This window comes from Streptococcus sanguinis, from assembly GCF_001078705.1.
Classification (GTDB): Bacteria; Bacillota; Bacilli; order Lactobacillales; family Streptococcaceae; genus Streptococcus; species Streptococcus sanguinis_D.
Genome location: NZ_CDMW01000001.1, coordinates 1,909,289 through 1,933,732, shown reverse-complemented (window position 1 = coordinate 1,933,732; position 24,444 = coordinate 1,909,289). Strand labels below are relative to the sequence as shown.

The 24,444-nt window shown below is 45.6% G+C and carries 22 protein-coding genes; 20 read left to right on the top strand and 2 right to left on the bottom strand.

The genetic code is table 11. The features are described from left to right. Positions 1-91 precede the first annotated feature (91 nt). The 9 genes from SSV_RS09745 to SSV_RS09705 all read left to right on the top strand — a co-directional run bounded on the left by SSV_RS09745 (position 92) and on the right by SSV_RS09705 (position 8,077). The gene (locus SSV_RS09745; RefSeq protein ID WP_072074635.1) at positions 92-1,243 is read left to right on the top strand and encodes an iron-containing alcohol dehydrogenase; all 1,152 of its coding nucleotides are present in this window, start codon (positions 92-94) and stop codon (positions 1,241-1,243) included. Between the two features lie 476 nt (positions 1,244-1,719). Continuing rightward, positions 1,720-3,858 (top strand): ATP-dependent Clp protease ATP-binding subunit, encoded by a 2,139-nt coding sequence (locus tag SSV_RS09740; RefSeq protein ID WP_072074634.1) that lies wholly within the window; start codon positions 1,720-1,722, stop codon positions 3,856-3,858. 238 nt (positions 3,859-4,096) lie between these two features. Next, positions 4,097-4,270, top strand: a complete 174-nt coding sequence (locus SSV_RS09735) for an MFS transporter (RefSeq protein ID WP_255297056.1) — start codon at positions 4,097-4,099, stop codon at positions 4,268-4,270. 855 nt (positions 4,271-5,125) lie between these two features. Further along, a complete protein-coding gene (locus SSV_RS09725) occupies positions 5,126-5,398 on the top strand; it encodes a TIGR04197 family type VII secretion effector (protein ID WP_072074633.1) in 273 nt (90 codons plus the stop codon). Between the two features lie 12 nt (positions 5,399-5,410). After that, positions 5,411-5,773 carry an energy transducer TonB gene (locus tag SSV_RS09720; protein WP_072074632.1) on the top strand — a complete coding sequence of 121 codons (363 nt, stop codon included), beginning with the start codon at positions 5,411-5,413 and terminating at the stop codon, positions 5,771-5,773. After that, a complete protein-coding gene (locus SSV_RS09715; protein WP_255297055.1) occupies positions 5,763-6,902 on the top strand; it encodes a hypothetical protein in 1,140 nt (379 codons plus the stop codon). Before SSV_RS09720 ends, SSV_RS09715 begins: the two co-directional genes overlap by 11 nt. Next, positions 6,875-7,339: a hypothetical protein gene (locus SSV_RS12285; protein ID WP_255297054.1), complete on the top strand. Its 465-nt coding sequence runs from the start codon at positions 6,875-6,877 to the stop codon at positions 7,337-7,339. Before SSV_RS09715 ends, SSV_RS12285 begins: the two co-directional genes overlap by 28 nt. A gap of 17 nt (positions 7,340-7,356) precedes the next feature. Further along, positions 7,357-7,677 (top strand): DUF4176 domain-containing protein, encoded by a 321-nt coding sequence (locus SSV_RS09710; RefSeq protein WP_072074631.1) that lies wholly within the window; start codon positions 7,357-7,359, stop codon positions 7,675-7,677. After that, positions 7,667-8,077: a hypothetical protein gene (locus SSV_RS09705; protein WP_072074630.1), complete on the top strand. Its 411-nt coding sequence runs from the start codon at positions 7,667-7,669 to the stop codon at positions 8,075-8,077. The genes SSV_RS09710 and SSV_RS09705 overlap by 11 nt, the downstream gene beginning before the upstream one ends. 41 nt (positions 8,078-8,118) lie before the next feature. Here SSV_RS09705 and SSV_RS09700 read toward each other — a convergent pair whose 3' ends face one another. Continuing rightward, a complete protein-coding gene (locus tag SSV_RS09700; protein ID WP_072074629.1) occupies positions 8,119-8,502 on the bottom strand; it encodes a serine hydrolase in 384 nt (127 codons plus the stop codon). Between the two features lie 314 nt (positions 8,503-8,816). On the opposite strand from SSV_RS09700, the gene SSV_RS09695 reads away from it, so the two are divergent. The 8 genes from SSV_RS09695 to SSV_RS09650 all read left to right on the top strand — a co-directional run bounded on the left by SSV_RS09695 (position 8,817) and on the right by SSV_RS09650 (position 17,796). Beyond that, positions 8,817-9,074: a hypothetical protein gene (locus SSV_RS09695; protein WP_002893837.1), complete on the top strand. Its 258-nt coding sequence runs from the start codon at positions 8,817-8,819 to the stop codon at positions 9,072-9,074. A gap of 550 nt (positions 9,075-9,624) precedes the next feature. Then, positions 9,625-11,601, top strand: coding sequence for a transketolase (gene tkt, locus SSV_RS09685; RefSeq protein ID WP_072074627.1), 1,977 nt, complete (start codon positions 9,625-9,627; stop codon positions 11,599-11,601). Positions 11,602-11,779: 178 nt separating this feature from the next. After that, on the top strand, positions 11,780-12,115 hold the full coding sequence (gene yajC, locus SSV_RS09680) for a preprotein translocase subunit YajC (protein WP_072074626.1): 336 nt from the start codon (positions 11,780-11,782) through the stop codon (positions 12,113-12,115). Between the two features lie 240 nt (positions 12,116-12,355). Next, positions 12,356-13,105, top strand: a complete 750-nt coding sequence (locus SSV_RS09675) for an undecaprenyl pyrophosphate synthase (protein ID WP_072074625.1) — start codon at positions 12,356-12,358, stop codon at positions 13,103-13,105. An 18-nt stretch (positions 13,106-13,123) separates the two neighbouring features. Continuing rightward, the gene (locus SSV_RS09670; RefSeq protein WP_072074624.1) at positions 13,124-13,927 is read left to right on the top strand and encodes a phosphatidate cytidylyltransferase; all 804 of its coding nucleotides are present in this window, start codon (positions 13,124-13,126) and stop codon (positions 13,925-13,927) included. A gap of 225 nt (positions 13,928-14,152) precedes the next feature. Further along, entirely contained in the window at positions 14,153-15,409 is a 1,257-nt protein-coding gene (rseP, locus tag SSV_RS09660) for an RIP metalloprotease RseP (RefSeq protein ID WP_072074622.1), read from the top strand. A gap of 65 nt (positions 15,410-15,474) precedes the next feature. Further along, positions 15,475-17,325: a proline--tRNA ligase gene (locus SSV_RS09655; protein ID WP_072074621.1), complete on the top strand. Its 1,851-nt coding sequence runs from the start codon at positions 15,475-15,477 to the stop codon at positions 17,323-17,325. Positions 17,326-17,415: 90 nt separating this feature from the next. After that, positions 17,416-17,796: a PH domain-containing protein gene (locus SSV_RS09650; protein WP_072074934.1), complete on the top strand. Its 381-nt coding sequence runs from the start codon at positions 17,416-17,418 to the stop codon at positions 17,794-17,796. A 55-nt stretch (positions 17,797-17,851) separates the two neighbouring features. Here SSV_RS09650 and SSV_RS09645 read toward each other — a convergent pair whose 3' ends face one another. Continuing rightward, positions 17,852-18,391: a DUF1307 domain-containing protein gene (locus SSV_RS09645; protein ID WP_255297053.1), complete on the bottom strand. Its 540-nt coding sequence runs from the start codon at positions 18,389-18,391 to the stop codon at positions 17,852-17,854. Positions 18,392-18,555: 164 nt separating this feature from the next. Between SSV_RS09645 and SSV_RS09640 the strand changes: the two genes are divergently transcribed. The 3 genes from SSV_RS09640 to SSV_RS09630 are packed head-to-tail and all read left to right on the top strand — an operon-like array spanning position 18,556 to position 24,379. After that, positions 18,556-22,944 carry a PolC-type DNA polymerase III gene (locus SSV_RS09640; RefSeq protein ID WP_072074620.1) on the top strand — a complete coding sequence of 1,463 codons (4,389 nt, stop codon included), beginning with the start codon at positions 18,556-18,558 and terminating at the stop codon, positions 22,942-22,944. Positions 22,945-22,963: 19 nt separating this feature from the next. Continuing rightward, positions 22,964-23,116, top strand: coding sequence for a hypothetical protein (locus tag SSV_RS12125; protein WP_072074619.1), 153 nt, complete (start codon positions 22,964-22,966; stop codon positions 23,114-23,116). A gap of 21 nt (positions 23,117-23,137) precedes the next feature. Further along, positions 23,138-24,379, top strand: a complete 1,242-nt coding sequence (locus SSV_RS09630; protein WP_072074618.1) for an aminopeptidase — start codon at positions 23,138-23,140, stop codon at positions 24,377-24,379. The last annotated feature ends 65 nt before the right edge of the window (positions 24,380-24,444 follow it).

The window sequence follows — 24,444 nt, the reverse complement described above, 5'->3', positions numbered from 1 at the left end:
TTAACTTGTTAAAAAAATCACAAAAAACTTGCAAAAAGCGAATTTTTGCAGTATCATTATATTAACAACATAAATCAAAAGGAGAAAATATATGTCTACATTTTATGTACCAGCTGTCAATCTTATTGGCAAAGGTGTTGTCAAGGAAGTTGGCCCTTATGTTAAAGAGCTGGGTTATAGCAAGGCTTTGCTAGTGACGGATAAGTTTATCGAAGGCAGTGATATCCTGCCCCAAATCCTAGCACCACTAGATGCGGAAGGCATCCAGTATGTGGTCTTCAGCGATGTTGAGCCAAACCCGACTTGTAAGAATGTCATGGATGGTGTGGCTGCTCTCAAGGAACACAACTGTGACTTCATCATCAGTGTCGGCGGAGGTTCACCACAGGATGCGGCTAGCTGTATTTCAGTTATTGCGACAAATGGCGGCAAACCACAAGACTACGAAGGCTTACACAAGTCTGCTAAGAAAGGTCTGCCAGTAGTGGCAATCAATACTACAGCGGGAACTTCAGCTGAAATTACCATTAACTATGTCATCACAGATGAGGAACGCAAGGTTAAGATGGTTATGGTGGACAAGAATAGTTTGGCCCTGATCTCAGTCAATGACCCCGAACTCATGGTATCCAAACCAGCTGCCCTCACAGCAGCAACAGGGATGGATGCTTTGACTCATGCAGTCGAAGCTCTCGTCACACCAGGAGCTTACGGTGTAACCAAGAAATTATCTATCGGAGCTATTGAACTTATCAAGGAATACCTTCCTCGTGCGGTTGCAAATGGCCATGATATTGAAGCGCGTGAAGGCATGGTGAATGCCATCTTCCTTGGCGGTATGTCCTTTAACAATGCTGGTCTAGGTTATGTTCACTCTATGGCTCACCAACTTGGGGCAGTTTATAATCTGCCGCACGGTGTCTGCTGTGCCATGCTCCTGCCAGTTGTAGAGCGTGAAAATGCTAAACGGGTACCAGAAGCTTTCCGCAATGTTGCCAAAGCCTTTGGTCTGCAAATCGAAGGCAAGACTGACAAAGAATGTGCAGCTTATGCCATTTCTGAAATCAAAAAACTGTCTGAAACGGTTGGTATTCCGAAAAAACTCACTGAACTTGGTATCGAAGAAAAGGACTTTGACTTTGACTACCTATCTAAAAACGCTTTGATTGATGCTTGTGCGCCAGGCAATCCATTCATGCCAACTCTAGAAGAAACGATTGCTTTTTATAAAGAACTCTTCTAAGAACGAAAAAATTCTGCTGAAACAAACAAGGCTCTGCAGGGCTTTAGCTTGCAGGGCTTTTTTATAGGAATTAAAAGGATCTAAACGAAAATTTTGATTGCAACTGTAAATTTATTTTAAAAAATTATGTAAAATGTATTGACAAATAAATTATGTCATGATAAAATTACAACTGTAAACAAAAAAGTTTACGTAAATTTAATCAGAAAGTATGAATACAGCCGGAAGGCAATTATTTTTGGGAGGATCAAAAATTATGTAAAATCATCTTCGTCTGAAAGAGATTTGATTCACTCATAAAAGTAGAGACTAAATCAGTCTTAATTTTTGGAAATGAAATAAGTTATGTAAAGTAATAGACAGGAGAAGATCTCCCAAATGAATATTTATAGTAGATAAGGAAAAGATTTCTTATCTGAAATTTTGGAAAACAAAAAATTATGTAAATAAAAATATAAAAAAAGTGAGGCAATGCTATGAACAACAACTACAACAATTTTAACAATATGGATGACCTTTTTAACCAACTTATGGGACGCATGGGTGGCTACAACAGCGAACACCGTCGCTACTTGATTAATGGTAGAGAGGTCACACCGGAAGAGTTTGCTCAGTACCGGGCTACTGGCAAGCTCCCTGGTCAAGGAACAGGTGAGCAATCTGGACAAGCTGCTGCTCATGGACCTAAGCAAGATGGTATCCTAGCTAAGCTAGGTCGCAATCTGACTCAGGAAGCGCGTGACGGTAAGTTAGATCCAGTCATTGGGCGTAATAAGGAAATCCAAGAAACAGCTGAAATCCTTTCCCGCCGGACTAAGAACAATCCGGTTCTGGTCGGAGATGCCGGAGTTGGTAAGACAGCTGTCGTAGAAGGATTAGCTCAGGCTATCGTCAATGGTGATGTGCCAGCGGCTATCAAGAATAAGGAAATCATTTCTGTTGATATTTCTGGTCTGGAAGCTGGTACTCAATATCGTGGTAGCTTTGAAGAAAATATCCAAAACTTGATCAATGAAGTTAAGGAAGCCGGCAACATTATCCTTTTCTTTGATGAAATTCATCAAATTCTGGGGGCTGGCTCTACTGGCGGAGATAGTGGCTCTAAGGGCTTGGCGGATATTCTCAAACCAGCTCTTTCTCGTGGAGAGTTGACCGTTATCGGGGCGACTACTCAGGACGAGTACCGTAACACCATTCTCAAAAATGCAGCTCTGGCTCGTCGTTTCAATGAAGTCAAAGTTAATGCACCGTCTGCTGAGGATACTTATCAGATCCTTCGAGGTATTCGGGACTTGTATGAAAAGCACCACAATGTCATCCTGCCGGATGAAGTGCTGAAAGCGGCTGTGGATTACTCTGTCCAGTATATTCCACAGCGGAGCCTGCCAGACAAGGCGATTGACCTGGTCGATGTGACTGCTGCCCACTTGGCAGCCCAGCATCCAGTAACCGATGTTCATGCGGTTGAACATGAGATTGCTGAGCAAAAAGACAAGCAGGAAGCAGCTGTTGAAAAAGAAGATTATGAAGCAGCTCTGAATGCCAAGACCCGCATTGAAGAGCTGGAAAAGAAAATTCAAAACCACACCGAGGATATGAAGGTGACGGCGACAGTCAACGACGTAGCAGAATCTGTTGAACGGATGACGGGAGTGCCGGTATCTCAGATGGGAGCCAGCGACATTGAGCGCCTCAAGGGCATGAATGACCGTCTCAAAGCCAAAGTGATTGGCCAAGACAAGGCTGTTGAAGCTGTAGCAAGAGCTATCCGTCGTAACCGTGCAGGCTTTGATGAAGGCAACCGTCCGATTGGCAGCTTCCTCTTCGTTGGTCCGACAGGTGTCGGAAAGACTGAGCTGGCTAAGCAACTGGCTCTGGATATGTTCGGTACCAAGGAAGCCATCATCCGTTTGGATATGTCAGAATACTCCGACCGGACTGCTGTTTCCAAGCTGATTGGTACCACTGCAGGCTATGTCGGCTATGATGACAACAGTAATACACTGACCGAGCGTGTGCGCCGCAATCCATACTCTATCATTCTCTTGGATGAGATTGAAAAGGCGGATCCACAGGTGATTACCCTTCTCCTTCAAGTTTTGGATGATGGTCGCTTGACGGATGGTCAAGGGAATACAGTTAACTTCAAGAACACGGTCATCATTGCGACTTCCAATGCTGGATTTGGCTATGAAGCTGGCTTGGAAGAAGACGCAGAAAAGCCTGATCTGATGGACCGACTCAAAGCTTACTTCCGTCCAGAGTTCCTCAATCGTTTCAATGCAGTTATTGAGTTCTCTCATCTCAAGAAAGAAGATTTGATGGAGATTGTGAATCTCATGCTGATCGAAGTAAATCAAACCTTGAGCAAGAAAGAAATTGATCTGGCTGTATCTGATGCAGCTAAGGAATTCCTGCGCGACGCTGGTTATGACCAAGTCATGGGTGTTCGTCCACTCCGCCGTGTCATCGAGCAGCAAATTCGTGACAAGGTGACGGATTTCCACTTGGATAATCTAGATGCTAAGCACTTGACGGCCGATTTGGAAGATGGTGTCTTGGTTATCAAGGAAAAGGGTGCTGCCGCATCTGAAGAAGACAAGCAGGCAGAATAAAGCTTACTAAGTCAACTAACTTTTCAAAGACCTCCTTCTTAGATGAAGGCAGGTCTTTTTTATAAAGTAGGAATTCTAAATTACTTTCTGGAAATAAATTAGCATTTATCCCAAAATCTCAACTTGACTCTCCTTAACAGAACCTAAAAGCAAGCGACTTTATAAAGCCAGTATATTAGCCTATCAGGGGGATCAGCTTTATGCAGAAGGATTTAAAACAAGAGAGATGAATAATTTTTTGACGAAAGGAGAATGCTATGAAACAGTAACTACAATTAAGCTCAATGTCATTATCTTTGCCATTCTCAGCACTCTATGCGGCTGGATTGGTTATGTTGTTGATAAAATAACCGGCCAGGCTCATTACGAAAATATCGGAACAGAGATAGGAAGCGGCTTTTTAGGATGCTGATTTGGCTGGAACCCCCGTTAATCTGTACCCTCTTTCTCCGAAACTTTGGCGAAGACGGCTGAAAAGAGGCGGGGTTTTTCATTAATTTTAAGAATAATAAAAAATTATACCTGATTGGCTTTTTAGTCTACCTCTTGTTACGATGATAGTGATATTGTTGGGACTGATGACACAAGACATCAGAGTGACAGATGTGAAGGTTGAGCTCATGATCTATCTTGGAATCTTGCTTACACAGATAGGGACTCAATTCATAAAAAATATTTTTGAAGAATCTGTTTGGAAGGCTAACATTCTTCCTTATCGGGATGATAACTGTTGCATGCTGGACGATCATGTATACAGAGATTTTTAGAATTACTAAGTCTGTATTGCCCCTGGTAATTATATACACTATGGAGGATGCAGTTATAAATCCTTTGCTATTACTAGGATTTGTCTCGGTAGAAAAAATCAAGCTTTCCTATTCTCACTTTCAGTGGGGATGATTCCGACCGTTCTTTATTTAACAGTTGGTCTAGCTATACGAAAATGGAGAAAAAGCAAGAATATAGCCATTTAGTTCGAGACAGCAAGCCAACAGAGTAATAGAAGGCTGATTCCTGATAATGTTGCCGGCTTTCGCTTGAATCATCTGGCTGCCAAAGATTTGGAAGGCAATCTGGAGGATGAGTTTCTGATCATTCGGGAGCGGAAATCAGAGACTTTAAAAGCCCCAGCTTAAGCATGCTTAGTAATTAACAAGATTGGAATTATTTATCAGTCTTGTTTCTTTTTAGTTAAAAATCAGGCGGAGACTTGAACTTATAATATAAATGTCATAAAATAAAAGCAAAAAAAACAGAGGAGCAAACAATGTCAGATATTAAAAGTGATAATGGGCTGGCAGTTAGCCATGCTAATAGCTTTTCAACGGCTTCCAGTCAGATAGGAGCAGCATCTCAGGCTGACAAGGATGCTATCAGTCGTTTGGAAGGAAACAGCCGAGCCAGTGAGGAAATTGATCATTCCAGTATGGCGTCAGCTGATATCGCCGATAAGATTACAAGCTTCAGTCAGCTCCTGCAAAGCGTAGCAGAGGAATTTCAAGCGACCGACCAAGGACTGGCTGCGGATATTGAGGGATAAGGGGTAAGTAGTATGAAGAATTCCCAAACTCTGGCTGCCGAACGCCTGCAGGCTTTTGAAAAGCTGGATAAGGCTGAGGAGCAAAAGCGCCGTCTGGACCGCTTTGAAGAGGATATGGACTATCTCTATGACCGGGGGCTTTCGGCCTTGAGAGAGCTGAATTACCTGCCCTTAACGGCCAAGGACGGTCAGGATTTTTATGATATTATGGGTCTGGTTGAGCACAGTCACCGACTGCTAGATTTGGATATCCAGGATGGTCAGGATCGGCTGGATAAGGAAAGAAAAAAGCTAGACCGTCAGATTGAGGCCATCCAGGGTCAGTATAGACAAGCTCTGGAAGCAGAAGAAAAGGAGGCTGGATATGGGCGCTAAGATGGAACTCCCCGCTTCCAACCAGCAGGCAGGGTCAGTGTCCTCTGCCGGTCAGGTGAGGATTGCGGCTTATGAATCTGCCATGCAGGCCATGGAAAGTTTTACAGGGGAAAGCGGACTGACCGGAACAGCTTATGATAGTGCTAAAACCTACTGTCAGGGGATGTTTCTTCCCCTCTTTAAGGCAGCGATTCTCTTTGAAGAAGAGCTGGTCAAAGCTGGCAGCGACCTACCCGGCCGTTATGTTAGTGAGGTGGCAGAAGAGAGCTTGGATCAGGATGTACTGGAGAGTCAGATTGCTTCTTATGATCAGACCATTGACAGCCAAAATCAGGCTCTGACCGAGGCTGATAAACAGAAAGATGTGGCTGCTTCTACCAAAAGCAGCATCCAGAATGCCATTACAGCAGCTCAGGACAAACGTCAGGAATTACAGGACAAGCTGAATAAACTGCTGGCCTTTTATTCATCGTCGGCCACTATTTTCGATAATCTGCCGGGGCTGGCTGCTGCTTTGGATCAGGCTCTGAGTCTGATGACAGAAGGGTTTGCGAATTTTAACGGCAGCTTTGTCCTGCCCAGTCCGGACAGGATGATCTGGGCCCAGACTGTTGAAACAGCTTGGGAGAGCAAAAAAGCAGCTGAAGCCGCCTTTCAAAAGATCATGGATAAGCTAGACAGCGGTGAAGAGCTGACTCCGGAGGATATCCAGGCTGTCCAGGCCTATCTGGAGCGTTATCCCACCCGAGACATTCCGGAGGCCCTTCGCAGCCGTCTGGAAGAAGCGGTCCAGCAGGCAGATCCCAGCCTCAAGGCACGACTGAACCAAGCTCGGGCAGATAAGGCTTCTGGTAGCCTCTCGCAAGCTGCTTTCAATGGACTGTGGGCTGGGGCTATGCTGGGCTTTATGAAGCAAGCAGGTAATCAAACTGGCGCCCAAACAGCAGCTATGCCTGCTGCCAAACAGGATGGTGGCAGTGGCGGTGGTCATCGGGCTTTTGGGACTTTCTTTTTGGGCATACCCATACCCTGGAACATTCCAAAAAGACTGACTGGAGTACAGGATGGTTATATAGTACCTATGCCAAATACTCGACAACTGTGGAAGAAGACGATCCTGGTATTTTAAAATACAAGACAAATAATGGTATTATCAATGGAGCGGCTGTAGATTTGGGTGTGGCTTCTGTCGATATAGATGCCAGTGACTGGAAGCTCAATACCAGCCCTCAAATCAGTGTCGGCGGCTATCATGTCGGTCTCAATGGCAGTTTTGGCTTTAATACAGATACAGGCTGGCTCCCTATGCCGGAGATTAATCTTTCTGTAAATGGTGGAACAGAACAGCATGATACTGCGGTCGGTCTTAAAGTATCTACTGATATCTGGAATGGTATGATTGGAGTCTATGGGGTCGACTCGACTATCAGCAAAGACTCGAAAGGGAATACAACTGTCAATTCGGTTGAAATGGGAGCCCAAACCCTGAATGGTCTGGAAGTAGTAGCTGCAGCAGCTGTATTTGCAGCAGGTCCTGTAGCCCTCCCAGTGCTTGCTCTGGCTTAAGGAGAAAGGAAGCTTTGATGAAACAACAATTACCTATCGGAAGTGTAGTTATGGTCAAGGGCAGTTCTCAACCCCTGATGATTGTCAGCCAATTTCCTGTGACGACCCTTGACGGACAGACCGGCTACTTTGACTTTGGGGCAGTGACCCTGCCCTCCGGTCTGACGAGAAAAGAATTAATCTTTTTTAATAAAGAAGATATTGAGCGGCTAGTCTTTGTTGGTTATGTAGATGTAACTTTTCAGGATTTGCTTCAGCGTTATGACGAGCTGATAGCTGATATCCCCTATCCCAGGCTGACCGTCCCAGAAAGAGCAGGAGCCACAGATGAAGCGTAAGACAATTATTTTCTCAGGCCTGGTCCTCCTTGCTTTAGCTTTTGGAGCCCTCTTCCTCTTTGCCAGCCTGAATGAGGCCAGTCTAGATGGAGTGTATTACCGCCAGATTGAGGATGGGGCAGAAGGCTTCAGTGGCTTGGACAAGGAAACGATTCTGAATCTCAGAGACCAGAAAGTCACCTTTTATAAAGACGGTCTGGAAGAGAAGGGCAGCATTGACCGCAAGGCCGGTAGTATCCGGCTGGGATCTAAACTTTACAGCTATGTCCACAATGGGGATCTGCTCATGCTCAAGCTCAAGGATGAACCGACCAATTCCAAGGAGAGCCTTTATCTGGTCAGAAAAGACAGCCCCTCAGCCAAGAGGCTGGAGCAGAAGTCTAAATCTCAGTCACCTTAATGCACAGCTGCATCCGTCTCGTTCTAGCGAGGCGGATTTTGTCATTTGAACAAGCTCCTGCAGCAGGGAAAGAGCCGATAAGCCTTAAACAAGTCTTCTATCAAAACTTTTCCATTGGCTTGGTGGTCCATTTCATAATTTGGAAAGCCGGAGATTTTGTCAAGCAGATGTCGTAGGGTGAACTGCTCAGCTTGCGGCAGCCCCTTGGTTATCTCTTGCGGAAAAATAGCCATCAAGTCTGTATCATAACCCTGGTCTAACAGCTGGAAAATAATCGTATAAGTATATAATCTGGAAATACTTGCAAGGGCAAAAGGACTATCACTTATCATAAGCCCTTTGTTTTCTTTCAGATACTGTCGATCTCCCTGATAGGCTAACATACTGGCTTCATAAAGCTGCTTACTATTTAGAAAGGTTGACATTGCTATTTTCCTGCAGATTTTCTAAGTTTCTTCTTGAAAAACTGCTGGATGACACTCACATAATCTGAACTAGCATGATTTATGCCTCTAAAAAAATGTTTAGACAATTTGGAGGAAGATAGCAAATGACAATTGGGAATTTTAACGTTTTTAGATAATGGAAATAAAAAACAAATGCCTATAAAACTGGAAAAGTTGACATTCCAATGAATTATGTTCTAATTTTTTGTACATTTTCAAGTTTTTATATATGTAAATGTCAGAAAAAAGTGTATAATAGATTAGTAAATTAAATTTTAGGAGAGGATTTAATTATGAAAAAGTTGGATATTACAACTATGCCTGACTATAGGAAAGTCGAGGCTGTTGTTCAGTTGTTAGTTAATGGAACCTTAACTAGTTATCGAATTGCGACGGATGCAAACATCAGTAAGATGAGTATCCTGACCTTAACTAAAGGGACCAGCAAAATTAAGAACATTACTTATCAAACTGCGATGGCCTTAATTAATTGGTATGAAGAAAACCATGAAAAATACGGCATCACCATTCATCAAAAGGCCGCAGGATAGTCTAAAACTATGATGTAGCTCAACCCTAACCCAGCTAACCATTTGGATAGCTGGTTTTTTCTATGCCTCTTAATGAGACAAGCCGTGGGCGGCAGTCGAATTTAGAGGCATTGATGCAGACTGAGCGCAAGCGAAGTCTACGTTCCGCTAATGTTTTAGCGATTGCCGGCTCGCAGATTCGAGCAGATCTTAGAGGCGTAGATGTCGTTTTAGCATTAGCGAAAACTAGATTCTGTAAAAACTTCATGAGACAAGCCAGAGGCGCAGTCGAACTTAGGAGCAGCGATGCTGACTTTCTTACTTTTTTCTGTCCTTAGGGGCAGATTTTTTTGACAGTCCAAGAGTGAACAGTCACCTGTGTAATTCTTGGTCTTTTTGTTATCGCTTTCAAGATTTATAATAAATCTATAAAAAAATGAGATTATCCCTATCTTGCGATATAGGGATAATTTTCTTATAATAGATATGAGACAATTTTTATCGTTTCTACGACCATTGTTTATCCTGTTCTGGTATCAGAACAGATCTTAGTAAAAATAAGGAGAATCCAATGTCACAATTATCAGTTAATGCCATTCGCTTTTTAGGGATTGACGCGATTGAAAAGTCTAAGTCAGGTCACCCTGGTGTAGTCATGGGCGCTGCGCCGATGGCTTACGACTTGTTCACTAAACAACTTCGTATCAATCCAGAACAGCCAAACTGGATTAACCGCGATCGCTTCGTCCTTTCTGCAGGACATGGTTCTATGTTGCTTTATGCCCTGCTTCATCTGTCTGGCTTCAGAGATGTCAGCATGGAGGAAATCAAAAACTTCCGCCAATGGGGTTCTAAGACACCAGGCCACCCAGAGTTTGGCCACACAGCTGGTGTTGATGCTACTACTGGCCCACTGGGACAGGGTATTTCTACAGCTACTGGATTTGCTCAGGCAGAGCGTTTCTTGGCTGCCAAGTATAATCGTGAAGGCTATCCAATTTTCGACCACTATACTTATGTCATCTGTGGTGATGGTGATTTGATGGAGGGTGTTTCAGCTGAGGCAGCTTCTTATGCTGGTCTGCAAAAACTGGACAAGTTGGTTGTTCTCTATGATTCAAATGATATCAACCTAGATGGAGAGACCAAGGATTCCTTTACAGAAGATGTTCGTGCCCGCTATGAAGCCTACGGTTGGCATACTGCCTTGGTGGAAGACGGAACAGACCTTGCAGCGATTGATGCAGCTATCAATGAAGCTAAAGCTTCCGGCAAACCATCTTTGATTGAAGTTAAGACCGTTATTGGTTACGGTTCTCCAAACAAGCAAGGAACGAATGCAGTTCACGGTGCGCCTCTGGGAGCAGAAGAAGCAGAAGCTACTCGTAAAGCCTTAGGCTGGGACTATGCGCCGTTTGAGATTCCTGAGGAAGTCTATGCTGACTACCGTCAAAATGTGGCGGAGCGTGGTGCAGCGGCTTACGATGCTTGGAAACAGCTGGTAGAGGACTACAAGCAAGCCCATCCAGAATTGGCAGCAGAAGTAGCAGCTATCATTGCTGGTCAGGATCCAGTAGAGATCAAACCAGAAGACTTCCCAGTACTTGAAAATGGCTTCTCTCAAGCAACCCGTAATTCCAGTCAGGATGCCCTCAATGCAGCAGCTAAGGTGCTTCCAACTTTCCTTGGCGGTTCTGCTGACTTGGCTCATTCCAATATGACCTACATCAAGGAAGACGGTCTGCAGGATGATGCCCACCGTCTCAACCGCAACATCCAATTTGGTGTGCGCGAGTTTGCTATGGGTACGATTCTTAACGGTATGGCGCTTCATGGTGGTCTTCGCGTTTATGGTGGTACCTTCTTCGTCTTCTCAGACTATGTTAAGGCTGCTGTTCGTTTGTCTGCCCTTCAAGGCTTGCCAGTGACTTATGTATTTACTCACGATTCTATTGCAGTTGGTGAAGATGGACCAACTCACGAGCCGATTGAGCATTTGGCTGGTCTGCGTGCCATTCCAAACCTGACTGTTTTCCGCCCAGCAGATGCGCGTGAAACTCAGGCAGCTTGGTATCTGGCCCTTAAGAGCCAATCCACTCCGACTGCTCTGGTCTTGACTCGTCAAAATCTAACAGTTGAAGAAGGCACAGACTTTGACAAGGTAGCTAAAGGTGCTTATGTGGTTTACGAAACAGCAGCAGATTTCGATACCATCTTGCTAGCTTCTGGTTCTGAGGTTAATTTGGCTGTTGCAGCTGCTAAAGCACTTGCAGCAGAAGGCGCTAAAATCCGCGTGGTTAGCGTGCCATCAACAGAGCTTTTTGATGTTCAAGATGCAGCCTACAAAGAAGAAATTCTGCCCAATGCAGTTCGTCGCCGCGTAGCGATTGAGATGGCAGCTAGCCAGCCTTGGTACAAGTATGTCGGTCTGGACGGTGCAGTTATCGGAATCGACCAGTTCGGTGCCTCTGCGCCAGCAGGCAAGGTGCTGGAAGAATATGGCTTTACAGTTGAGCATGTAGCAGAAGTTATTAAAAATCTTAAATAAAAAGACATAAAATCAGGGTGCTGGTCATCCTGATTTTTGCTTTTTAAAAAAGTATAGTTAGGCCAGTCATGCTTCATCCGACTTGAGATGGACTTTACCTGAAAAGTCAGAATCGTCTTGTAAAAATAAGGGAAATCTGCTATAGTAGTTCATATATGACATTCGAAGGAGAAAATATATGAATCCAACTATGCTTATTGTCTTTGCGGTTGTACTGATAGGGATGACCTATTTCCAAATGCGTGCCCAAAAGAAACAGGCTCAGCAGCGTATGGAAAGTCTTAACAAGCTACAAAAGGGCTATGAAGTTATTACCATCGGCGGTTTGTATGGAACAGTAGATGAAGTAGACACAGACAAGAAAACAGTTGTTCTGGATGTGGACGGTGTTTACCTGACCTTTGAACTGACAGCTATTAAGACTGTACTGCCGTTGACTGAGGGCATTCCTGCTGTTGCTGGCGGTGAAGGAAGCGTTGACGTTCCCGAGGAAGAATCAGCGATTGAAGAGTAAAGAAATAAACAGCTTGCGGGCTGTTTTTTTCTGTGACTCATGTGGCTAGGAGGTGTTTGATTGCAACCTTATCTGCCTTGCAGTTTGGACAGGCTGAGTGACTTTTAACTGAGTTTGGATTCTCTGGTTGACATTCTGTCCTTATTTTATGCTCTCAGGCTTGAAAAAGCGGATGAATTGCCCACATTCCAAGGATTTATGATATAATGAACTGACAAAACTTTAAATAGGATAAAAAGTATGTTTAGTTTTAAGAAAAAAGAAAAGCTGAACGCACCGCTGAATGTTCCCAAACACATTGCTGTTATCATGGACGGCAATGGCCGCTGGGCTAAAAAGAGGATGCAGCCGCGCGTGTTCGGTCATAAGGCTGGCATGGAAACCCTGCAAAAGGTGACGATTGCTGCCAAGGAAATGGGTGTTCAGGTCTTGACTGTCTATGCCTTTTCAACGGAAAATTGGTCTCGGCCTGAAAAGGAAGTTTCCTTTATCATGAATCTGCCGGTTGAATTTTACGACCGCTATGTACCGGAGCTGCACAAGAACAATGTAAAAATCCAGATGATTGGTGATACGACTAAGCTTCCTAAGGCGACATTTGAAGCTTTGGAAAAGGCGGAAAGCCTGACCAAGCTCAATACAGGTTTGATTCTCAATTTTGCCCTAAACTACGGTGGACGATATGAGATCAATCAGGCGGTTAAACTGATTGCTCAGGATGTTTTGGATGCCAAACTCAGTCCTGGTGACATTACTGAGGAAGTCATTGGCAACTACCTCTATACCAGCAATTTGCCTAAGATGCTGCGCGATCCGGATCTGGTGATTCGGACCAGTGGAGAGCTGCGTCTCAGCAATTTTCTGCCTTGGCAGTCAGCCTACAGTGAGCTGTATTTTACGGATATCCTCTGGCCTGACTTTGATGAGAAGGCTTTGAAGGCTGCAATTGCAGAATACAGCCGTCGGAATCGACGCTTTGGCGGTGTTTAAGGGAGAAAGTAAAAGAGTATGAGTAAAAATTTACAAAAACGTCTAATCTTTGGGGGAATCGCTCTTGCTATTTTTATTCCTCTGGTATTGACAGGAGGCGTCATCTTTCAGATTTTTGTGGGGCTGCTGGCTATGCTGGCGGTGCATGAATTTCTCCAAATGAAAGGTCTGCCGACAGCGACCATCGAAGGGGTCTTGGCCATGCTGGCAGCCTTTGTCCTAACCCTGCCCTTGGAGAACTATCTGAAGTTTCTGCCTGTGGATGGCAATGTCGTGGCCTATGGCTTGGTCGTCTTCCTTCTGTTGATTTCGACTGTTCTGGGTTCCAACTACACTTTTGAGGATGCGGCCTATCCGATTGCAGCGAGTTTTTATGTCGGTCTTGGCTTTAATGCCTTGATTGATGCCCGCTTGATGAATATTGACAAGGTCCTGCTAGCTCTCTTTATCGTCTGGGCTACTGACAGCGGAGCTTATCTGGTCGGAGTGCGTTTTGGTAAAAGAAAGCTGGCGCCGAGAGTTTCTCCTAATAAGACTATTGAAGGAAGCCTAGGCGGCATTCTATCAGCTATTCTAGTGACTGGAATCTTTATGTTGGTTCGACCGCAAGTGTACGCACCTTACAATGCCTTTGTCTTTTTGATTCTGGCAGTGCTCTTTAGTATTGCAGGCCAGTTGGGTGATTTGGTCGAAAGCTCAGTCAAGCGTCATTTCGGGGTCAAGGATTCTGGTAAATTCATTCCTGGCCACGGCGGTGTCTTGGACCGTTTTGACAGCCTTCTCTTTGTCTTTCCGCTGATGCATTTCTTCGGCTTGTTCTAAGACAGTCGTGCATGGCTGAAAGCAAGGGATGGCAAGCTTGTCTAACGACCGCACAATCTGAGAAGGAACTAGGAATTAGAGCTCAAAATTTTGAGAGGAGCTTCTACCCTATTTTCAAAAGTGTCAGCTATGCAGGGGCGGGAAGCTCGGTATTTGGCCGTTTTCTGCTCCTTCTTTGATTTAAAGAAAAAATAAGATTTCTAGGAAAGGTAAAAATAGAAGTCCATGCAGTTTATAACCTTTATTATTATTTTTGGGATCATTGTGGTGGTCCATGAGTTCGGACACTTCTACTTTGCAAAGAAGTCCGGCATTTTGGTCAGAGAGTTCGCCATCGGTATGGGACCCAAGATTTTTTCCCATATTGGAAAGGACGGGACGGCCTATACGATTCGGATTTTACCCTTGGGCGGCTATGTGCGTATGGCCGGCTGGGGGGAAGATTCCACTGACATTAAGGTGGGGACACCGGCTAGTCTGACCTTGGATGCAGAGGGCAAGGTGGTTCGTATCAATCTCTCTGGGAAAAAGGTTGACCAGACAGCTCTGCCCATGAATGTGACTGGCTTTGACTTTGAGGAAAAGCTGGAAATCACAGGTCTGGTCCTTGATGAGCTCAAGACTTATGCAGTAGATCATGATGCAACGATTGTTGAAGAAGACGGCACTGAGGTGCGGATTGCACCGCTGGATGTTCAGTATCAGAATGCTAGTATCTGGGGCCGTCTTATTACCAACTTTGCTGGGCCTATGAATAACTTCATCCTGAGCGTGCTGGTATTTATGCTACTAGCCTTTGTTCAAGGCGGCGTTCGCGATGAAAACAGCAATCATTTTCAAGTCATGGATGGTAGTGCTATAGCAGCTGCTGGGGTTCAAAACAATGACCAAATCCTTAAGATTAATGACTATGAGATTAGCAACTGGGCGGATCTAACCAGTACTCTGGCGAAAATCACAGCCAAAAGTAAGGAAGCGCCGACCTTGTCTGTTACCTACAAACACGGCAGCGAAACGAAAGAGATTACCGTACAGCCTAAAAAAGACGGCAATCGCTATCTGCTAGGTGTATCCCCGACAGTCAAAACAGGCTTCTGGGACAAGGTCATTGGCGGCTTTACTGCTGCTTGGGCTACAACGGTTCGTATCTTGTCAGCTCTGAAAGATATTGTCTTCAACTTCAATATCAATAAGCTGGGCGGTCCGGTCGCTATTTACAATTTCAGCAGTCAGGCTGCGGAGCAAGGCTTGCCAGCAGTACTCAGCCTTTTGGCAATGCTGTCGCTCAATATCGGTATTTTCAACCTGATTCCCATTCCAGCCTTGGACGGTGGAAAAATCGTCCTCAATATTCTGGAGGCTATCCGCAGAAAACCGCTGAAAAGAGAAACGGAGACCTATATCACTCTGTCTGGAGTGGCTATTATGGTTATTCTGATGATAGCCGTTACCTGGAACGATATTATGAAATTATTCTTCTAGGAAGCTAAAGTTTTTAGAACTATGAAAAAGAAATTATTCAATGAAAGTCAAGGAGTTTTGTTTTTATGAAACAAAGTAAAATGTTAATTCCAACTCTGCGTGAGATGCCTAGCGATGCTCAAGTAATCAGTCACGCTCTGATGCTGCGGGCTGGCTATGTCCGTCAGGTTTCGGCTGGCGTCTATTCTTATCTGCCGCTGGCTAATCGCGTGATTGAAAAAGCAAAAAGAATCATGCGGGAAGAGTTTGACAAGATTGGTGCAGTGGAGATGCTGGCGCCGGCCCTGCTCAGTGCGGACCTTTGGCGCGAGTCTGGCCGTTATGAGACCTACGGTGAAGACCTCTACAAGCTTAAAAATCGTGAGAAATCAGACTTTATCCTAGGGCCAACCCATGAGGAAACCTTTACGGCTATCGTCCGTGATTCGGTTAAATCCTACAAACAGCTGCCGCTCAATCTCTATCAGATTCAGCCTAAATACCGCGATGAAAAGCGTCCCCGTAACGGACTCTTACGAACGCGTGAGTTTATTATGAAAGATGCCTACAGTTTCCACGCTAACTATGACAGCTTGGATGTAGCTTATGATGAATACAAGTCTGCCTATGAGAAAATCTTTACCCGTAGCGAGCTGGATTTCAAAGCCATTATCGGTGATGGCGGTGCTATGGGGGGCAAGGACAGCCAAGAATTTATGGCCATTACGCCAGACCGGACAGATTTGAATCGCTGGGTGGTCTTGGACAAGTCTGTAGCCAGCTTTGATGAGATTCCTGAGGATGTTCAGGAAGCTATTCGGACAGAATTGACCAGCTGGATGGTATCTGGTGAGGATACCATCGCTTACTCCAGTGAGTCCAGCTATGCTGCCAACCTTGAAATGGCGACGGATGAATACAAGCCAGCAGGACGTGTCGTGACTGAGGAAGAAGTAGCCCGTGTTTCAACGCCTGACTGCAAGACTATTGACGAAGTTGCTGCCTTCCTTGGGCTGGATGAAAGCCAGACAATCAAGACCTTGGTTTACATGGCTGACGAAGCTCCTGTCGTAGCACTTTTGGTCGGCAATGACCAGCTTAATGAAGTCAAGCTGAAAAATCATTTGGCAGCGGATTTCTTTGATGTGGCGAGTGAAGATGAAGTCCGTCAGCTCCTAGGAGCAGGATTTGGCTCACTAGGGCCAGTCAATCTGCCAGAAGGCGTGAGAATCATCGCTGACCGCAAGGTGCAAGACATAGCTAACGCTGTGGTGGGTGCTAACGAAGATGGTTACCACCTGACCGGTGTCAATCCAGGCCGTGACTTTACCGCTGAGTATGTGGATATCCGTGAGGTTCGTGAAGGTGAAATTTCGCCAGACGGTCAAGGTATCCTCAAGTTTGCTCGTGGTATTGAGATTGGGCACATCTTTAAGCTGGGAACTCGCTACTCTGACAGCATGAACGCTAATGTCTTGGATGAAAATGGCCGAGCAGTACCGATGATTATGGGTTGCTACGGTATCGGTGTCAGCCGTCTCCTGTCCGCTGTTATGGAGCAGCATGCCCGTCTCTTTGTCAATAAAACTCCTAAGGGTGAATTCCGCTATGCTTGGGGCATCAACTTCCCGAAAGAGCTAGCACCATTTGATGTGCATTTGATTCCGGTCAATGTCAAGGACGAGGAAGCCTTGGCTCTAACTGACCGAATCGAGGCTAACTTGCTAAATGCTGGTTATGAGGTCTTGGTGGATGATCGTAATGAACGAGCTGGTGTTAAGTTCAGCGACAGCGATTTGATTGGTCTCCCAATCCGTGTGACAGTCGGTAAGAAAGCTGCAGAAGGTATTGTCGAAGTCAAGATTAAGGCTACAGGTGATACTATCGAAGTCCACGCTGATAATTTGCTAGAAACCTTGTCAATTTTGACAAAATAAAACAAACTGCCAGTTTTATCTGGCAGTTTTCTTTTGCTTATTGGAGGTGAAAATGCTATAGTAGGAAAAAATAGATTGGAGGACCGAATGATGGGATTATTCAGCGGTTTATTAGGCAATGCCTCTCAGAAAGATATTGAAAAAACAGAAAGACAATTAGAGGATATTCTGACAACAACAGAGAATGTGGAACTGGCTTTTAGCCTCATTCGCGACTTGATTGTCTTTACAGATAAGCGTTTAATCTTGGTCGACAAGCAGGGAATGACTGGCAAAAAGACTTCTTATAAGTCCTTTCCATATCGCACTATCAGTCGCTTCTCAGTGGAAACAGCCGGCCATTTTGACTTAGATGCTGAGCTGAAAATCTGGGTTTCCAGCGCTCAAGAGCCAGCAGAAGTCCTGCAATTTACCAGTGACCGCAGCGTCATCGCTATCCAAAAGGCCTTAGCAGAAGCGGTGTTAAGATAGACAGAAAAAGCCTTCTGAGCATTAACTGTAAAGTTAAATCACTCAGAAGGCTTTTTTATTCTTCTTTGAAACCTTGTTTTCTTAAAGCCTCAAAAAATACCTCTGGTTTTTCTTCTAATTTTTCAAACATAACATTCTCTTTATTTTTAAGCCCCATAGCGGTATTTATTTCATCTTTATTCACTTTACTTAGATCGAAGGTGACACTTTGTGCGACAAATTCTCTATCATCAGAAATCCTTACAGCCAGTTTAATTCCCTTCAATTTGCTAATTCTTGCTATAAGCGGATCCTTTTGATTTTTAGCTTGATAGATGTCAGTTAATTCTTTGTGACTTTTATTCCTTTCTTCTTTAGGGATTTCTTTTTCTGTTATAAAATCAAAGTCTGTGACCTTGTCTTTAGTATATCTGACTTTAAACCGAATAGAATTTCCCTTAAACATTGTGTTTGAAAAAGTCTTGGTTTTAATCTTTTCTGTTTTCGCCTTGCTTTGACCCAGATTGGATTTGTTTTCCTGATTGGTTTGATTCGATGTTCCGCAAGCTGTCAAAGTCAGGAGGCAGGCACAAATTAAGAGGATTTTTTTCATCATAAGAACTCCTTTAAGGCAGATTATTTACTTTATTATAACACACTTTAATAACAATAAAAATTACTCTATAAAGTTGAGGGAGAGCAGACTAAGACTACTCTTTTTCTATCGAAAAAAGTGCTGATTTATGGTAAAATAGGGTCACTACTGTACGAGGAAATATCATGTCAAACAAGTTTGAAATTTTAATGCATCAGCTGGATATGCCACTGGAAATGAGAAATTCAGAGGCCTTTTTGAATGCAGAAATTGAGAAGGTTCTGGTCCACAAGTTCAGTCGGGTCTGGGAGTTTCATTTTTCTTTTGCGAATATTCTGCCTATTGAGATTTTTCGGGAATTGCAGAAGCGCCTAGCTCAAGAGTTTTCTAAGACGGGCAATCAAGCCGTTTTTGAAATTCACTGTCAGGCCCCTCAGGTATCGGATGACCTCTTGCAGGCTTATTACCAGCTGGCTTTTGAGGAAGGTCCATGTGCCAGCCATGGTTTTAAGAGTCTGTATCAGGATTTGCAGGTTCATTTGGAAGGTGATAAGTTGCTGATTGAGGGGGCTTCGACCATTGATACGGAGCATTTTCGCAAGAACCACCTGCCCAATCTCAGCCAGCAGCTGGTCAAGTACGGCTTTCCTCAGCTGACCTGTCTGGTTCAGCACAGCGATGAGCTGACCCAGCAGCAAGCGGAGAATTTCCAGGCGGAGAATGACAAGATTGTTCAGGCGGCCAATGAAGAAGCGCTCAAAGCTATGGAATCCCTGCAGCAGATGGCGCCACCGCCAGAGGAAAAGCCAGCCTATGACTTCCAAGCTCGCAAGGCTGCGGCTAAACCAAAGCTGGACAAGGCAGAGATTACCCCTATGATTGAAGTTCAGACTGAGGAAAACCGTCTGGTCTTTGAGGGAATGGTCTTTGATCTGGAGCAGAAAGTTACTCGGACCGGTCGAGTCCTTCTCAATTTCAAGATGACAGACTATACTTCCAGCTTCTCCTTGCAGAAATGGATGAAAAACGAAGAAGAAGCCAAGAAGTTTGACATGATTAAGAAAGGCGCCTGGCTGCGCGTGCGCGGAAATGTGGAGATGAACAATTTCACCCGCGACCTGACCATGAATGTTCAGGATGTGCAGGCTGTTACCCACTATGAGCGCAAGGATTTGATGCCTGAGGGCCAGAAGCGGGTTGAATTTCACGCCCATACCAATATGTCTACGATGGACGCCCTGCCTGAGGTAGAGGAAATCGTTGCAACGGCAGCCAAGTGGGGCCACAAGGCTGTCGCCATTACCGACCATGGCAATGTGCAGAGCTTTCCCCATGGCTACAAGGCTGCCAAGAAGGCGGGTATTCAGCTGATTTACGGTATGGAAGCCAATATTGTAGAAGACCGAGTCCCCATCGTCTACAATGAAGTGGACATGGAACTGAGCGATGCGACCTATGTGGTCTTTGACGTGGAAACGACTGGGCTTTCGGCGGTATACAATGACTTGATTCAGGTTGCTGCCAGCAAGATGCACAAGGGCAATATTATCGCTGAGTTTGATGAGTTTATCAATCCTGGGCATCCTCTGTCGGCCTTTACGACGGATCTGACCGGGATTACGGATGAGCATGTCCGCAATGCCAAACCGCTAGAGCAAGTGCTGAAAGAATTTCAGGAATTTTGCCAGGACAGTGTCCTCGTTGCCCATAATGCCACCTTTGACGTGGGTTTTATGAATGTCAACTATGAGCGGCATGGCCTGCCGAAAATCACTCAGCCAGTTATTGACACGCTAGAATTTGCCCGCAACCTCTATCCAGAGTACAAGCGTCATGGTCTGGGGCCTTTGACTAAGCGTTTCCAGATTGCTCTGGAGCACCACCACATGGCCAACTATGATGCGGAAGCGACGGGCCGTCTCCTCTTTATCTTTATCAAGGATGTGGCTGAAAAGCATGGTGTGACCAATCTCAAGGATTTGAATACGGATCTGGTCGATGAGAATTCCTACAAGAAAGCTCGGGTCAAGCATGCGACCATTTATGTGAAAAATCAGACGGGTCTAAAGAATATTTTCAAGTTAGTCAGTCTGTCCAATACCAAATATTTTGAAGGAGTTCCGCGGATTCCACGGACCGTATTAGATGCCCATCGTGAAGGCCTGATTCTGGGCTCGGCCTGCTCAGAAGGAGAAGTCTATGACGCTGTTGTTTCTCAGGGAGTGGATGCGGCTGTCGAAGTAGCCAAGTATTATGACTTTATCGAGGTCATGCCGCCGGCTATCTATGAGCCTCTGATTGCCAAGGAACAAATCAAGGATCAGGAAGAATTGCAGACCATTATTCGCAACCTGATTGAGGTCGGAGATCGCTTGGGCAAGCCTGTCCTTGCGACGGGGAACGTCCACTATATCGAGCCGGAAGAAGAGATTTACCGGGAGATTATCGTCCGGAGTCTAGGTCAGGGAGCCATGATTAACCGGACTATTGGCCACGGTGAAAATGCCCAGCCAGCTCCGCTTCCTAAGGCTCATTTTCGGACTACTAATGAGATGCTGGACGAATTTGCCTTCCTAGGTGAGGACTTGGCTAAGAAGTTGGTCATCACCAATCCGAATCAGCTGGCGGAGACCTTTGAGCCGGTAGAGGTAGTCAAGGGCGATCTCTATACACCTTTCATTGAAAAAGCCGAGGAGACAGTTGCCGAGCTGACTTATCAAAAGGCCTTTGAGATTTATGGCAATCCTCTGCCGGATATCGTGGACTTGCGGATTGAAAAAGAGCTGAGCTCCATCTTGGGGAATGGCTTTGCCGTGATTTACCTGGCTTCGCAGATGCTGGTGCAGCGCTCCAATGAGCGGGGCTATCTGGTAGGTTCGCGGGGGTCTGTCGGATCCAGCTTTGTTGCGACCATGATTGGGATTACCGAGGTTAATCCTTTGTCACCCCACTATGTCTGTGGCAAATGCCAATACAGCGAGTTCATCACGGATGGATCCTATGGTTCTGGCTTTGATATGCCGGATAAGGACTGTCCAGAGTGCGGCCACAAGCTGAGCAAGAACGGTCAGGACATTCCATTTGAGACCTTCCTTGGATTTGACGGCGACAAGGTACCCGATATTGATTTGAACTTCTCCGGAGAGGATCAGCCGAGCGCCCACTTGGACGTGCGGGATATCTTTGGTTCAGAATATGCCTTTCGGGCTGGTACCGTTGGTACCGTTGCGGCTAAGACGGCCTATGGATTTGTCAAGGGCTACGAGCGCGACTACGGTAAATTCTACCGAGACGCAGAAGTTGAGCGGCTGGCGCAGGGAGCTGCTGGAGTCAAGCGGACGACTGGACAACACCCGGGCGGAATCGTTGTTATCCCTAACTACATGGATGTTTATGACTTTACACCAGTCCAATATCCAGCTGATGATGTGACGGCCGAGTGGCAGACCACCCACTTTAACTTCCACGATATCGATGAAAATGTCCTCAAGCTAGACGTTCTGGGACACGATGATCCGACTATGATTCGGAAGCTTCAGGACTTGTCTGGCATTGATCCAAATGACATTCCTATGGATGATGCTGGCGTCATGGCCCTCTTTTCTGGGACAGACATTCTGGGTGTGACTCAGGAGCAAATCGGCACGCCGACTGGTATGCTGGGGATTCCGGAGTTTGGGACCAATTTTGTACGGGGAATGGTTGATGAGACCCATCCGACAACTTTTGCCGAGCTCTTACAGCTATCTGGTCTCTCTCATGGTACGGACGTTTGGCTAGGCAATGCTCAGGATTTGATCAAGCAAGGGATTGCCGACCTGTCCACTGTTATCGGCTGTCGGGACGACATCATGGTTTACCTCATGCACAAGGGCTTGGATCCTAAGATGGCCTTTACAATCATGGAGCGCGTGCGGAAGGGCCTTTGGCTGAAGATTTCTGAAGAAGAGCGTAACGGCTACATCGCAGCCATGAAGGAAAACAATGTGCCAGAGTGGTACATCGAGTCCTGTGGAAAGATCAAGTACATGTTCCCCAAGGCCCATGCGGCAGCCTATGTTATGATGGCCCTGCGGGTGGCCTATTTCAAGGTGCATCATCCGATTTATTACTACTGTGCTTATTTCTCCATCCGGGCTAAGGCCTTTGATATCAAGACCATGAGTGGCGGTCTTGATGCCGTCAAGCGCCGGATGAACGAAATCGCTGAAAAGCGTAAGAACAACGAAGCTTCCAATGTAGAAATTGACCTTTATACGACTTTGGAAATCGTCAATGAAATGCTGGAGCGGGGCTTCAAATTCGGAAAGCTGGATCTCTACAAGAGCCATGCGACTGAGTTTCTCATCGAAGAGGATACCCTTATCCCACCATTCTCTGCTATGGACGGTCTGGGTGACAACGTTGCCCGCCAAGTGGTCAGAGCCCGCGAAGAAGGCGAATTCCTCTCTAAGACGGAGCTCCGCAAGCGTGGCGGTCTCTCTAGCACCCTAGTTGAAAAAATGGACGACATGGGAATCCTGGGCAATATGCCTGAAGATAACCAGTTGAGTCTGTTTGATGAGTTTTTCTAAAATATAGAAAGAGGTTTTTATGAAACGTACCATTTCCGCTCAGGATAAGCCAGCACAAAAAGTGTTTGATTACCAGTTGCATCTTGATCCAGATACGATTTTGAAAATGACCGCTTTGATTTGCGGCACAGTGGCAGCGGTTAGCCTGCTGTCCCTGTTTAAAGAGAAATAACAAAAGAAAAGGAGAAGCAGCATGGTTCTGCCAAATTTTAAAGAAAACTTAGAAAAATACGCTAAACTATTGGTTGCCAATGGTATCAATGTGCAGCCGGGTCACACGGTGGCGCTCAATATTGATGTGGAGCAGCGTGAGCTGGCTCACTTGATTGTCAAGGAAGCCTATGCTCTGGGAGCTCACGAGGTCATCGTCCAGTGGGCGGATGATTTGACTACGCGGGAAAAATTCCTCCATGCGCCAATGGAGTGCTTGGACAATGTCCCAGACTATAAGGTGGCTGAGATGAACTATCTCCTCGAAAAGAAAGCCAGCCGCTTGGGCGTTCGTTCATCTGATCCGGGGGCTTTGAACGGCGTGGATGCTGAGAAATTATCAGCTTCTGCTAAGGCTATGGGCATAGCCATGAAGCCAATGCGAATCGCAACCCAATCCAATAAAGTCAGCTGGACAGTCGCTGCAGCAGCTGGTACAGAGTGGGCTAAGAAGGTTTTTCCAAATGCAGCCAGCGATGAGGAAGCAGTAGACTTGCTTTGGGATCAGATTTTCAAAACCTGCCGTGTCTATGAAGATGATCCAGTAGCCGCTTGGCAGGCGCATGAAGAAAAACTCAGCTCAAAGGCTAAAGTTTTGAATGAAGAGCAATTTTCTGCTCTCCACTACACAGCTCCTGGAACAGACCTGACACTAGGTTTGCCTACGAACCATCACTGGGAGTCAGCTGGCAGTCTCAATGCTCAGGGTGAATATTTTATTGCCAATATGCCGACAGAGGAGGTCTTTACAGCACCAGACTTCCGTCGGGCCGATGGTTATGTGACCAGCACTAAGCCCCTTAGCTACAATGGCAACATCATCGAAGGCATCAAGGTGACCTTCAAGGATGGCCAGATTGTGGACATTACTGCTGAAAAGGGAGACCAGGTTATGAAGGATCTTGTCTTTGAAAATGCTGGTGCGCGTGCTTTAGGTGAGTGTGCCTTGGTACCAGATCCCAGTCCGATTTCCCAGTCAGGCATTACTTTCTTCAATACACTTTTTGATGAAAATGCTTCTAATCACTTGGCAATCGGTGCGGCCTATGCGACCAGTGTGATCGGCGGAGAGAATTTATCCGAAGAAGAGCTGGAAGCAGCTGGACTCAACCGCTCGGATGTCCATGTGGACTTTATGATTGGCTCTAACCAGATGGATATTGACGGTATCCGAGAAGACGGCAGCCGCGTGCCTATCTTCCGCAATGGAGACTGGGTGATTTAAGATTTTGAGCTGCCTTGAATGGCGTATTCCATAATGACGGCTTCCACTTGCTTCTTGAGAAGCCT

Bases quoted from the DNA above. Each gene is read 5' to 3' on its own strand.
- SSV_RS09720 (WP_072074632.1), top strand. From the start codon at position 5,411: ATGAAGAATTCCCAAACTCTGGCTGCCGAACGCCTGCAGGCTTTTGAA.
- SSV_RS09705 (WP_072074630.1), top strand. From the start codon at position 7,667: ATGAAGCGTAAGACAATTATTTTCTCAGGCCTGGTCCTCCTTGCTTTA.
- SSV_RS09645 (WP_255297053.1), bottom strand. From the start codon at position 18,391: ATGATGAAAAAAATCCTCTTAATTTGTGCCTGCCTCCTGACTTTGACA.
- SSV_RS09700 (WP_072074629.1), bottom strand. From the start codon at position 8,502: ATGTCAACCTTTCTAAATAGTAAGCAGCTTTATGAAGCCAGTATGTTA.
- tkt (WP_072074627.1), top strand. From the start codon at position 9,625: ATGTCACAATTATCAGTTAATGCCATTCGCTTTTTAGGGATTGACGCG.
- SSV_RS09670 (WP_072074624.1), top strand. From the start codon at position 13,124: ATGAGTAAAAATTTACAAAAACGTCTAATCTTTGGGGGAATCGCTCTT.
- yajC (WP_072074626.1), top strand. From the start codon at position 11,780: ATGAATCCAACTATGCTTATTGTCTTTGCGGTTGTACTGATAGGGATG.
- SSV_RS09655 (WP_072074621.1), top strand. From the start codon at position 15,475: ATGAAACAAAGTAAAATGTTAATTCCAACTCTGCGTGAGATGCCTAGC.
- SSV_RS09740 (WP_072074634.1), top strand. From the start codon at position 1,720: ATGAACAACAACTACAACAATTTTAACAATATGGATGACCTTTTTAAC.
- SSV_RS09745 (WP_072074635.1), top strand. From the start codon at position 92: ATGTCTACATTTTATGTACCAGCTGTCAATCTTATTGGCAAAGGTGTT.
- SSV_RS09640 (WP_072074620.1), top strand. From the start codon at position 18,556: ATGTCAAACAAGTTTGAAATTTTAATGCATCAGCTGGATATGCCACTG.
- SSV_RS12125 (WP_072074619.1), top strand. From the start codon at position 22,964: ATGAAACGTACCATTTCCGCTCAGGATAAGCCAGCACAAAAAGTGTTT.
- SSV_RS09675 (WP_072074625.1), top strand. From the start codon at position 12,356: ATGTTTAGTTTTAAGAAAAAAGAAAAGCTGAACGCACCGCTGAATGTT.
- SSV_RS09715 (WP_255297055.1), top strand. From the start codon at position 5,763: ATGGGCGCTAAGATGGAACTCCCCGCTTCCAACCAGCAGGCAGGGTCA.
- SSV_RS09650 (WP_072074934.1), top strand. From the start codon at position 17,416: ATGGGATTATTCAGCGGTTTATTAGGCAATGCCTCTCAGAAAGATATT.
- SSV_RS09630 (WP_072074618.1), top strand. From the start codon at position 23,138: ATGGTTCTGCCAAATTTTAAAGAAAACTTAGAAAAATACGCTAAACTA.
- SSV_RS09710 (WP_072074631.1), top strand. From the start codon at position 7,357: ATGAAACAACAATTACCTATCGGAAGTGTAGTTATGGTCAAGGGCAGT.
- SSV_RS09725 (WP_072074633.1), top strand. From the start codon at position 5,126: ATGTCAGATATTAAAAGTGATAATGGGCTGGCAGTTAGCCATGCTAAT.
- rseP (WP_072074622.1), top strand. From the start codon at position 14,153: ATGCAGTTTATAACCTTTATTATTATTTTTGGGATCATTGTGGTGGTC.
- SSV_RS09695 (WP_002893837.1), top strand. From the start codon at position 8,817: ATGAAAAAGTTGGATATTACAACTATGCCTGACTATAGGAAAGTCGAG.